The organism is Streptomyces sioyaensis (assembly GCF_004122735.1).
GTDB lineage: Bacteria > Actinomycetota > Actinomycetes > Streptomycetales > Streptomycetaceae > Streptomyces > Streptomyces sioyaensis.
Genome location: NZ_SDIF01000001.1, coordinates 38,785 through 49,938, shown reverse-complemented (window position 1 = coordinate 49,938; position 11,154 = coordinate 38,785). Strand labels below are relative to the sequence as shown.

The following is an 11,154-nucleotide window of genomic DNA, read 5'->3' as shown; positions in this document are numbered from 1 at the left end:
AGGAGAAACGCAATGCGCAAGTTCATAGCTGCCGCGGCCATCGCCGCTGCCGCCGTCGTCCCGCTCGCCGGCCTGGCTCAGGCCGCTCCCCAGAATGACCACCATGGCCGCCACCACCGTCACCACGGGAACCACCGCGGTTTCGAGCGTGGCTTCGAGGGTCGTGAGGGTTTCGGTCGTGGCCGCTTCGGCCGTGGCGGATTCGGCCCGTTCGGCTTCTTCGGTCTGTTCGGCTTCCCGTTCGGTCTGTTCGGCATCCTCTGACGCTGACCGGCAGCAGAACAGGCGGGCCGTCGCGGCATCAGCCGCGGCGGCCCGTCACTGCGGTCATCCGGCGGTGCCGGCCTCCTGCTCGGCCTGCCGGCGCAGCTCCTTCTTGTCCGGCTTGCCGGCATCGGTCAGCGGCAGCGCGTCGACGAACGTGACCCGCGCGGGCTCGTACATCGCGCCGCGCTCCGTCCGCACCATCGCGCACAGCCGCGCGGCGTCGACGGTGCTGCCCGGCGCCCGGACGACCGCGGCGTGCACCCGCTCCATGCGGTCGGCGTCACGGACGCCGAACACGGCGCTCTGGAGTACCTGCGGGTGCGAGTTCAGCAGGTCCTCCAGCTCCGTGGTGTACACATGGCCGCCGACCACGACGATCATGTCCTTGAGCCGGTCGACGATGGTCAGGTACCCCTCGTCGTCGAGGAATCCGATGTCCCCGGTGTGCAGCCAGCCGTCCCGCAGGACCTCCGCGGTCAGCTCGGGCTGCTTCCAGTACCCCTGCATGATCATGTCGGAGCGCACACAGACCTCGCCGTGCTCACCGGCCGGCAGGTCGCGGCCCGACTCGTCGCGGATCGCCACCTCGACGTCCGGCAGCACCTTGCCCGCGGAGCGCAGCCGGTCGGGGCGCTCGGGGTCGTGGTCGTCCTGGGTGAGCACGCTGATGCCGCCGGCCTCGTTCTGCCCGTAGCCCTGCACCAGTACCGGGCCGAACGCCCGTACCGCGTCGGCTATACGGGCCGGAGACGCCTGGCAGCCGCCGTACGTCAGCAGCCGCAGGCTGGAGGTGTCGGTGTGCCGCGCGTCCGGATGGTCCATCAGCTGGTAGAGCAGCGGCGGCAACAGGAACAGGTCGGTGATGCGCTCGCGCTCGATGGCGGCGAGCGCGAGCGCGGGGTCGAAGTCGTCGAGCAGGACGACCGTGCCGCCCGCGTGCAGGGTGCTGTCGGCCATCACGCCCGCGGCGTGCGCGAGGGTGGTGCAGACCAGCTGCCGGCGCGCGAACTCCGGCTGCCGCGGGAGCACTCCGTGGAACCAGCGGGACTGCGCGAAGGTGGTGCAGATGCCCTTGGGGTGGCCGGTGGTGCCGCCGGTGTGGCGGATGGTGCACACATCGTCCGGCCGGGCGCGGCCGGCGAACGGCTCATCGGACTCGCCGGCCGCCAGCTCCAGCAGGTCCGCGCCCACCTTGGCCGGGCCGAGCACGAGGACGTCCGGCACCGGTGCCAGTCCGGTGAGCTCGGCGGCCCGTTCGGCCAGGCGCGGGTCGACGATCAGGGCACGGGTCTCGACATCGCGGACGATGGCGGCCTGCGACTCGGCGGACAGCTTGTTGTAGAGGAAGTTGACCCGGGCGCCGAGCAGATTGGCCGCGTAGCGGGCGGCGAGGGTCTCCGGGAGGTTGCCGCTCAGCAGCGTGACGGTCGCTCCGCGCTCGACGCCCCGGGTACGCAGGGCGCGGGCCAGGCGGTGGACGAGTGCGCGGAACTCACCCGCGGTGACGCGGCGGCCTTGGTGGACCAGGGCTTCGCGCGTCGGGTCGGCGCTAAGGGCATCGAGGTTCTCCTCCACGTAAGTACGGAATGTCGGGGCAGTGCTGGGCATGATGTCGGGCTTCCTCCTGACGCCGGCGGGCGGTCGCGAAGTTAGTTGCTGGAGGCAACCAAGAGATCTCAGCGTAGTCGCTGTAGATCAACAACTCCAAGTCGGCGGAGTGCCGCGCCCCGCCCTCGCGGGCCGTCGCCGTACGGAACGCGGCCGACGCCCGTCTCACCGCCGCCCAAACCCGGCCGGAAACATCGCTTCGAATATCGCTAACACGGTCGCCGACCTGGGAACGGCGTCGGATAATGCTCCCTCGCGCACGGGTCGCGGCTGCCCTGCGGATCCCGCTCTCCCTGCAGGTCCGTCCCGTGTCGAGAGATGATGGAGAGCAACGGAAGCACTGTGAGAATCGGCCGATGTACGGAGAGCGCCACGGCTGTCGGTTTGTGATGACCGGCGGAAGGAGTGCCTGGATGGGTGCGACCGACGCGTTCCCCGAGGGTGCCGCCCGCGTAGGGGCCGCACCGGGGCAGCCAGGCGGCCTGCTGGACCTGCTCGGCGTGGCCGCCGTGATGCTGGACGCGGACGGACGGATCACCCTGTGGAGCCCGCAGGCCGAGGCGCTGTTCGGCTGGAGCGCCCAGGAAGCGCTCGGCCGGCCCGCCGCGCAGCTGCTGGTCGGGCCGGAGCACTTCGATCTGGTGCTGGGCCTGTTCACCGAGGTCATGGCGGGCGGCGAGAGCTGGGCGGGGGTCTTCCCGGTCCAGCACAAGGACGGCAGCACCCGGCTCGTCGAATTCCGCAACATGCGGCTGCTGGACGAGCGCGGCGAGTCCTACGCCCTGGGCATCGCCACCGACCAGGCCGTGCTGCGGCGGGTGGAGCGCGATCTGGCGCTGTCCGTACGCCTCGTGGCCCAGTCGCCGATCGGCCTGGCGGTCCTGGACACGTCGCTGCGCTTCGTCATGGTCAACCCCGCACTGGAGCGCATCAACGGGCTGCCCGCCGACCAGCACATCGGCCGCGACGTCCGCGAGGCGCTGTCCTTCCTGGACACCGACACCATCGTGGCCGGCATGCGCGAGGTCCTCGACACCGGCAGGCCGATGCTCGACCAGTTCACCGTCGGGCGCACCGCCTCCGACCCGCATGCCGACAAGGCCTGGTCGGTGTCCTACTACCGGCTGGAGGACGCGCACGGCCGGGTGCTGGGGCTGGCCACCTCGGTCGTCGACGTCACCGAGCAGCACCGGGCCGCCACCGAGGCCGCCCGCGCCCGCCGGCGGCTGGCCGTCATCGCCGACGCCTCCGCGACCGTCGGCACCACCCTCGACGTCGACCAGACCGCACACGAACTGGCCGACGTCATCGTCCCCGAACTCGCGGACATGGCCGCGGTCGACGTCCTCGACGCCGTCCTGGACGGCCGGCGCCCGACCTCGCTGTCCCGCGGCGGCCCGGCCCGCTTCCGCGCGCTCGCCGTCTCCACGGCCTACTCCACCGAGGCCGTCCGCGCCGCCGACCCCACCGGCCAGATCGCCTCCTATGAGGCCGACCGGCTGATCACCCGGTGCGTGACCGAAGCCCGCCCGGTCCTCGTCGCCCAGGTGGGCGCGGAGGACCTGCCGCACATCGCCGCGGACCCGCAAGGGGCCGCCGTCCTGGACAAGGCGGGGCTGCACTCCTATCTGGCCGTACCGCTGATCGCCCGTGGCGAGGTCCTCGGTGCGCTGTCGCTGTACCGCGTGCGCAATCAGGAGCCGTTCGACGAGGACGACGCAGTGCTCGCCGTCGAGCTGGCCGCCCGCGCGGCGGTCTGCATCGACAACGCGCGTTCCTACCAGAGCGAACGCCGCACCGCGCTCACCCTCCAGCGCCATCTGATGAACCACCGGCCACCGCAGCCCACGGCCATGGAGATCGCCTACCGCTACCAGCCGGCCCAGGCGGCCAGCGAGGTCGGCGGCGACTGGTTCGACGCGATACCCGTGGCCGGGGACAAGACCGCGCTGGTCGTCGGCGACGTCATGGGCAGCGGCATCAACGCCGCCGCCACCATGGGTCAGCTGCGCACCACCGCCCGCGCCCTGGCCGACCTCGACCTCGATCCGGACGAGGTGCTGCGCCATCTCGACCACATCGCCGTCGGTCTCGACCCGGCCTTCGCGACCTGCCTGTACGTCGTGTACGACCCGCACAGCAGCCTGTGCCGGGTCGCCGTCGCCGGGCATCTGCCACCCATCGTGGTGCGGCCGGACCGGCCGCCCGAGCTGCTGGACCTGCCCACCGGCGCGCCACTCGGCGTCGGTGGCGTTCCCTTCGAGCAGACCACGGTCCCGCTCCGCGAGGGCGATCAGCTGGTGCTCTATACCGACGGGCTGATCGAAACCCGCGACCAGCCGATAGACGCCCGGCTGGACACCCTGCTGGAGCTGCTGTCGGAGCCCCAGCAGGATCTGGACGGGCTCTGCGACCGCCTGCTGGCCGCCCTGCGCGACGAGCACGACCACGACGACGTCGCGCTGCTGATCGCCCGCGTGCGGGCGATCAAGGAGTGACGGTACGGCGCTGATTCGCGGGGGCCACGACGGATTCGGCGGCGCCCGTGGGCATTCCGCATCGCCCCGCTCAACCGCGAAATCCGCTCTAATTCTCTAGACGGATCATGGATAAGCGTTCCATGTGGTGGGCAATGCTGCGGATTTCGTTGTCTCACACCGTTAACGAGGTCTTGACGGGAGTCGTCGGCAGGGGTTGTATTCGGTCACCAAAGCGGACCTGCGGATGTCCGGGTTCAGGCCGCTTTGCGGCGCACCTCCCCCACAGGCGCCACCTCTCTTGCCGCCAGTACCGATGGGATACGGATACCGATATGCCCGACACGCCTGTTGCCTCCGCAGCGCCTGAGCGGACCATCCGTGCGACGGAGGGGGACGCCGCGAGCACCCCCAAACTCACCCGGTCGATCGGCGTGGTCGGCGGCACCCTGCTCACGCTGTCCTGCCTGACCCCGGCGTCCTCGCTCTTCGTGATCGTTCCGGACTCCTTCGCGACCCTGGGCACGGGCACCGCGCTGACCATCGCCGTCGCGGCCCTGCTGTGTATCGGCGTGGCCTTCACCTACTCGGAGCTCGGCACGCTGATACCGAGCTCCGGCGGCGAGTACGCCATGGTCGGCACGCTCATGGGCCGGCTCGCCGGATGGCTGGTTTTCGTCCTCTCGCTGATCGTCGTCATGATCGTGCCGCCCATCATCGCCCTGGGCGCCGCCGACTATCTGGCCCCGATCGTGCATCTGGATCCGCAGTGGACCGCGGCTGCCGTGATGCTGCTGGCCACCGCCATGGGCCTGCTCGATCTGCGCGCCAACGCCTGGATCACCGGCATCTTCCTGGTGCTGGAGGTCGTCGCCTGTGCGGTCGTCGCCTTCCTCGGCTTCACCCACACCCAGCGGTCCGCCTCCGTCCTCGTCCACCCCGTCATCGACGCCGGGAACGGACACAGCGCCGCGGTCACCGGGGGCCTCATCGTCGCCGGACTGGCCACCGCGCTCTTCATCCTCCAGGGCTTCTCCACCGCCGTGTATCTGGCCGAGGAGATGGACAACCCCCGCCGCAACGTCTCCCGCACCGTGCTGTGGACCCTCGCCATCGGCGCGGCCGTCGTCCTGATCCCGGTCATCGCCATCACCCTGGGCGCCCCCGACCTGAAGACCCTCGGCGCCGGTGACGTCGCCGGCATGGTGCAGGACTGGAGCAACTCGGGCGTCGGCACCTTCGTCAGCCTCTGCATCGCCCTGGCGATCATCAACGCGGCGATCGTGATGGTGATCCAGAACTCCCGGGTGGTCTTCGCCTCGGCGCGCGACGCCGCCTGGCCGACCGCCGTCAACCGCGTCTTCTCGCACGTCGGCCGGCGCTTCGGTTCCCCCTGGGCGGCCACCCTGGCGGTCGGCGTGCCCGGAGCGGCCCTGTGCTTCGTCAACCTCGACACCCTGAGCGAGGTCACCGGCGTGGCCGTCGCCGCGATGTACGTCTTCGTCGCCCTGGGCGCCCTGGTCTCGCGCCGCGGCGAGCACAAGCACCGGCTGGCCTGGCGGATGCCGCTGTGGCCGGCGATCCCGGCGCTGCTGATCGTGGTGCTGGCGTGGGTGCTCTACCAGCAGAGCACCAAGAGCCTGGTCATCACCGGCGGGATCGTGGCGGGCGCCGCTGTGTACTGGGCGTGCTACCTGCGCCCCCGCCAGGAGACGCACTGGGTGATCTCGGTCCCCGAGGACGAGCAGGCTCCCGTGGAGCCGGTGCCCGCCGGCCCGCTGCCCGAGTAGGGCCCTGACGGCCCCAGAATCGCCCGCCCGGAGCGTCTGCCCGGGCGGGCCTTCTGCTTACTGACCGGAGTGCGCGGAGAGCGCGAGCGCGTCCAGCAGAAGGCATACGTGGTCGACGGCGTCCCGCCCGGCGGCGCTCTCGGCCACCGCTTCGTCGTCGAGCAGCCCGGCGGTCTCCCGCAGCAGCTTCAGCAGCCGCTCGTGCAGCCCGGCCGACGGCTCCGCGTGCTCCAGGGCGGACCGGATCTGCTCGCCCGTGAGCGGCAGACCGGTTTCGAGGAAGCGGTACAGCGCCACGGCGGCTCGCCGGTCGGCGTCATTCGGCTTCCACAGCCCGAGCGCGTGGTGGTCGATGAGCGCGGCCGCCTCGGCACGGATCTCCTCGGGAACATGCATGCCCACGAACGTCTCATACCGTCCGGACGCCCCTCCTACGGCAGGGGTGACCCCGGTGCCACCCCAGGGGCGGCTCCGTTCGCCTGGCGAGCGGGGCTGACCAGGCATATTGTGCTTAGGCCGGACTCGCGCGGGCGCCCGCCTCCGATCAGGCAAGCGTCCGGGCCTGTGGGAAGAGTTACATGAACCGTCCGACCTCTGGGCGATTTGTTCCCTCTGTGACGGCGCACTGCGGGCGCCGAGTATGTCCTCTTCGTCGAAGAGGTTCGCATATGCGTACCAGTAAAACCTACCCGGGAGACTTTCCGCCCTCTGGCGCCCGGACCCGGATCACGGGACGATCCTCTGACAGCCCGTGAGGCCGCCCGGCAGCAGCGCGGGCGCTCGCTGCTGCTGCGCTCCGCATCGCGCGGCTCGCCCACCGTATGCGGGAGGTGTAGAAAGAGGACATGGCCGGACGCTACGGCCGCCCGCGTTCGGTTCTCAGGATGCGAACTGTCGCAGGTCAGGTCTTTCTCCTGCAGGTGGCGATCGTGGTGTTGCTCGTCGCCGCCGCCATCGCAGCTCTCGTGCTGCAATCGCGGGCCGACGGAGACCGTGAGGCCCGCAACAGGTCGGTTGCGGTCGCCGAGGCCTTCGCGAATGCGCCGGGCATCGAAGCCGCCCTGCGGAGCGCCGATCCGACCTTGGTACTGCAGCCGCGGACGGAAGCCGCGCGCAAGCGCTCCGAGGTCGACTTCATCGTCGTGATGAACACGCAGGGCATCCGCTACACCCACCCCATCCCCAACCGCATCGGCAAGAAGTTCGTCGGCACGATCAAACCGGCACTGGCCGGCGGTGTCGTCACCGAGCGGATCACCGGCACCATCGGGCCCCTGGTACAGGCCGTGGTGCCGGTCTTCGGTCACAACGGCAAGGTCATCGGGCTGGTCTCGGCCGGTATCACCGTCAAACGTGTCAGCGGCGTCGTCGACAACCAGTTCCCGCTGCTGTTCGGCGCCGCGGCCGGCGTCCTCCTCGTCGCCACCGGCGGTACGGCACTGGTCAGCCGGCGCCTGCGGCGGCAGACCCACGGCCTGGGCCCGGCCGAGATGACCCGGATGTACGAGCACCACGACGCGGTTCTGCACGCCGTACGCGAGGGCGTGATCATCGTGGGCGGCGACGGCTGTCTGCTGCTCGCCAACGACGAGGCGCGCCGGCTGCTCGACCTGCCGCCCGAGGTCGAGGGGCGGCCGGTCGCCGAGCTCGGACTCGACCCCGCCACCGCCCAGCTGCTGGCCTCCGGCCGGGTCGTCACCGACGAGGTCCACCCGGTCGGCGACCGGCTGCTGGCCGTCAACCAGCGCTCGACGGACCAGGCCGGCGGACCACCGGGCAGCGTCACGACGCTGCGGGACACCACCGAGCTCCGGGCCCTCACCGGCCGCGCCGATGTGGCCCGCGGCCGCCTCAAGCTGCTCTACGACGCCGGCACGGAGATCGGCACCACCCTCGACGTGGTGCGCACCTGCGAGGAGCTCGCGGAGTTCGGCGCCACCCGCTTCGCCGACATCGTCACCGTCGATCTGGCCGAGGACGTGCTGATCGGCGAGGAGCCGACCGCCCCCACCAACGCGATCGTCGAGATGCGTCGCACGGCCCTCAGCGGCGCCCCGGTCGAGAGCGGCCTCTACCCCGTCGGCCGGCTGATCCGCTTCGAGCCGGCCACCGCCCTCGGCGCCAGCCTCCTGAGCGGGCAGGCGGCCCTGGAAGCGGACCTGACGGCGTTCACCGGCTGGCATCTGCAGAGCCCCGACCGGGCCAGAAAGATAGTCCAGCACGGCATCCACTCCAGGATCGCGGTGCCGTTGCGGGCCCGCGGCGTCATCCTGGGCGTCGCCATCTTCTGGCGCTCCAACGTGCCCGAGCCGTTCGAGGACGAGGACCTGTCCGTCGCCGAGGAGCTGGTCGCCCGCGCCGCGGTGAGCATCGACAACGCCCGCCGCTACACCCGCGAGCACACCATGGCCGTCACCCTGCAGCGCAGCCTGCTGCCGCGCGCTCTGCCGGAGCAGAACGCCGTCGAGGCGGCCTACCGCTATCTGCCCGCCCAGGCCGGGCGCGGCGGGCTCGGCGGCGTCGGCGGCGACTGGTTCGACATCATTCCGCTGCCCGGCGCCCGGGTGGCGCTGGTCGTCGGGGACGTCGTGGGGCACGGACTGCATGCCGCGGCCACCATGGGACGGCTGCGGACCGCGGTCCACAACTTCGCCAATCTGGACCTGCCGCCCGACGAAATCCTCTGGCACCTCGACGAACTCGTCACCCGTATCGATCAGGACGAGGGCGCCGAGGGCTCGGTCACCGGAGCCACCTGCCTCTACGCCATCTACGACCCGGCGTCCGGCAGCTGCACCATGGCGCGCGCCGGGCACGTCCAGCCCATGCTGCTGCGGCCCGACGGTACCGCCGAGATCGCCGACGTGCCCGGTGGCCCGCCGCTCGGACTCGGCGGTCTGCCCTTCGAGACCTGGCAGCAGCAGCTGCCCGAGGCGAGCCGGCTGGTGCTGTTCACCGACGGGCTCGTCGAGGACCGCAACCGCGACCTCGACGAGGGCATGGCGCTGCTGGGCCGTACCCTGTCCGACCACCCCGGCCGGACGCCCGAGGAGACCTGCGAGGCGGCGCTGAGCGCGCTGTTGCCGGAGCGCCCCACCGATGACATCGCCCTGCTCGTCGCCCGCACCCAGGTGCTGGACGCCGCGCACGTCGCCGAGTGGGACGTGCCGCCGGACCCCTCGGCGGTGGCCCACATACGCGCCACGGCGGTCCGCAAGCTGATCGAATGGGGCCTGGCGGACGCGGCGTTCACCGCCGAGCTGATCCTCAGCGAGCTGGTCACCAACTCCATCCGGTACGCGGCCGGCCCCATCCGCGTACGGCTGATCCGTGACACCTCCCTGATCTGTGAGGTCTCCGACCGCAGCAGCACCTCACCGCATCTGCGGCAGGCCGCCACCACGGACGAGGGCGGCCGCGGCCTCTTCCTCGTCGCCCAGTTGGCCGAACGCTGGGGGACCCGTTACACCACCAGCGGCAAGGTCATCTGGACGGAGCAGGCGCTGGCCGGCATCGATCTGGTAGCGCTGGACGTCGACCTCGACGATGCTTGAGGTGAGGGACGGATGAGCTCGGGGCCCCTGCGTCACGAGGAGGCCGTGATGGATTACCCGCTGCTCAACGCATTCTGGACGATGTGCCTGATCTTCCTGTGGGTCCTGTGGCTGATCCTGCTGTTCAGGATCATCGGCGACATCTTCCGGAGCCGTGACATCAACAACTGGGCCAAGACGGGCTGGCTCGTCCTGGTGATTCTGCTGCCCTTCCTGGGCGTCTTCATCTATGTGATCGCGCGCGGCCACGGCATGAGCGAGCGGGAGTTCGCGCAGGCGGAACGGCAGCAAAAGCAACTGCAGACCTACCTCCGGGACACCGTCGGAACCGGTGACGAGACGGCTCGGCACGCGGATTCGCTGGCAAAGCTCGCCGAACTGAAGAACCACGGGGACATCACCGACGAGGAGTTCCAGAAGGCCAAGGCGAAGGTACTCGCCTGACCACCCGAGGCTGCCCGCCGCTGTCTGCCCGACTGCTAACCTCGAATTGCGCGAAACACGCAACTTGAGTGGTGGCGCCCCCGCAAAGGCGCCGCGCGGTCGACGGCAGGCAGAGGCGGGCAGCGAAGTGACCAGTGGGGAACGCTCGGCCACCCGGCAGCGGCGCGAGCGGATGGTGCACCTGCTCGGTGCCGGGGACGTCAGCGTGCACGATCTCGCCGCCGAATTCGATGTCTCGCTGTCCACCGTCCGTCGCGATCTCGCCACGCTGGCCGCCCTCGGCCGGATCACGCGGACGTACGGCGGCGCGGTCGACCACCGGGCGGTGGAGCGCTCCCGGCACGACAAGGAGCGCGCGCAGCGGGGCGAGAAGGACGCCCTCGCCCGCGCCGCGGCCGGGCTGGTCCGCAGCGGCGACGTCGTGCTCCTCGACGCGGGCACCACCGTCGCCCGGCTGGCACACGAGCTGCGCGCCCGCGGCGATCTCACCGTCGTCACCAACGGCCTGTCCACGCTGGTCGAACTGGCCGACGCCGAGGTGGAGGTCGTGGTGCTCGGCGGCCGGCTGCGGCGCCCCAACGAGTCCCTGCTGGGCACCCGGACCGAACAGGCGCTGCGCCGGCTCACCCCGGACATCGCCTTCCTCGGCGTCGACGGTCTCGACCCCCGGCGCGGCATCAACTGCCCCGATCCCGAACAGGCCGCGCTGAAGGAGACCATGGCCGGGTGCGCCCGGGCCGCCTGGGTGCTCGCCGACCACTCCAAGCTCCGCGGGGGAGGGGGCTTTCCGTACTGGGCGGAGATGCCGGCGGGTACCGGGCTGATCTCCGGGGCCACGGAGCGGGAGCTGGCCGCGTTCTCGGACGGCGGATGGCGGGTGCGGCCGGTAGCGGACGGCACCGGGAGGCCTGCCGACGGGAGTGCCGCGCACAGCTCTTGACAGCCCGTTCGGCGAGTAGCCACCCTGAGTTGCGTGAATCGCGCAATCAACATTGCGCGATTCAGTCACTTCGG

General features: G+C 71.0%; 8 protein-coding genes. 6 read left to right on the top strand and 2 right to left on the bottom strand.

What is annotated here, in order from left to right:
• Positions 1 to 12 precede the first annotated feature (12 nt).
• Positions 13 to 264 carry a hypothetical protein gene (locus tag EST54_RS34810; RefSeq protein ID WP_174857362.1) on the top strand — a complete coding sequence of 84 codons (252 nt, stop codon included), beginning with the start codon at positions 13 to 15 and terminating at the stop codon, positions 262 to 264.
• Between the two features lie 63 nt (positions 265 to 327).
• Here the strand turns inward: EST54_RS34810 and EST54_RS00200 are convergent, their stop codons facing one another.
• Positions 328 to 1,875 (bottom strand): AMP-binding protein, encoded by a 1,548-nt coding sequence (locus EST54_RS00200; RefSeq protein ID WP_129243390.1) that lies wholly within the window; start codon positions 1,873 to 1,875, stop codon positions 328 to 330.
• 413 nt (positions 1,876 to 2,288) lie between these two features.
• Between EST54_RS00200 and EST54_RS00195 the strand changes: the two genes are divergently transcribed.
• Positions 2,289 to 4,373: a SpoIIE family protein phosphatase gene (locus tag EST54_RS00195; protein ID WP_129243387.1), complete on the top strand. Its 2,085-nt coding sequence runs from the start codon at positions 2,289 to 2,291 to the stop codon at positions 4,371 to 4,373.
• Between the two features lie 314 nt (positions 4,374 to 4,687).
• Positions 4,688 to 6,142: an APC family permease gene (locus tag EST54_RS00190; RefSeq protein WP_129243384.1), complete on the top strand. Its 1,455-nt coding sequence runs from the start codon at positions 4,688 to 4,690 to the stop codon at positions 6,140 to 6,142.
• 57 nt (positions 6,143 to 6,199) lie between these two features.
• Here EST54_RS00190 and EST54_RS00185 read toward each other — a convergent pair whose 3' ends face one another.
• Complete coding sequence (locus EST54_RS00185) at positions 6,200 to 6,538, bottom strand: hypothetical protein (RefSeq protein ID WP_129243381.1); 339 nt, start codon at positions 6,536 to 6,538, stop codon at positions 6,200 to 6,202.
• A 449-nt stretch (positions 6,539 to 6,987) separates the two neighbouring features.
• On the opposite strand from EST54_RS00185, the gene EST54_RS00180 reads away from it, so the two are divergent.
• The 3 genes from EST54_RS00180 (at position 6,988) to EST54_RS00170 (ending at position 11,080) form a co-directional block, all read left to right on the top strand.
• Positions 6,988 to 9,696, top strand: a complete 2,709-nt coding sequence (locus EST54_RS00180) for a SpoIIE family protein phosphatase/ATP-binding protein (RefSeq protein WP_129243378.1) — start codon at positions 6,988 to 6,990, stop codon at positions 9,694 to 9,696.
• Between the two features lie 48 nt (positions 9,697 to 9,744).
• Positions 9,745 to 10,140, top strand: a complete 396-nt coding sequence (locus tag EST54_RS00175; protein ID WP_129243697.1) for an SHOCT domain-containing protein — start codon at positions 9,745 to 9,747, stop codon at positions 10,138 to 10,140.
• 127 nt (positions 10,141 to 10,267) lie between these two features.
• Entirely contained in the window at positions 10,268 to 11,080 is an 813-nt protein-coding gene (locus EST54_RS00170) for a DeoR/GlpR family DNA-binding transcription regulator (RefSeq protein ID WP_129243375.1), read from the top strand.
• The last annotated feature ends 74 nt before the right edge of the window (positions 11,081 to 11,154 follow it).

Excerpts from the sequence above, each read along its gene's own strand:
- EST54_RS00195 (WP_129243387.1), top strand. The coding sequence starts at position 2,289 with ATGGGTGCGACCGACGCGTTCCCCGAGGGTGCCGCCCGCGTAGGGGCC.
- EST54_RS00180 (WP_129243378.1), top strand. The coding sequence starts at position 6,988 with ATGGCCGGACGCTACGGCCGCCCGCGTTCGGTTCTCAGGATGCGAACT.
- EST54_RS00190 (WP_129243384.1), top strand. The coding sequence starts at position 4,688 with ATGCCCGACACGCCTGTTGCCTCCGCAGCGCCTGAGCGGACCATCCGT.
- EST54_RS00175 (WP_129243697.1), top strand. The coding sequence starts at position 9,745 with ATGGATTACCCGCTGCTCAACGCATTCTGGACGATGTGCCTGATCTTC.
- EST54_RS00185 (WP_129243381.1), bottom strand. The coding sequence starts at position 6,538 with ATGCATGTTCCCGAGGAGATCCGTGCCGAGGCGGCCGCGCTCATCGAC.
- EST54_RS00200 (WP_129243390.1), bottom strand. The coding sequence starts at position 1,875 with ATGCCCAGCACTGCCCCGACATTCCGTACTTACGTGGAGGAGAACCTC.
- EST54_RS34810 (WP_174857362.1), top strand. The coding sequence starts at position 13 with ATGCGCAAGTTCATAGCTGCCGCGGCCATCGCCGCTGCCGCCGTCGTC.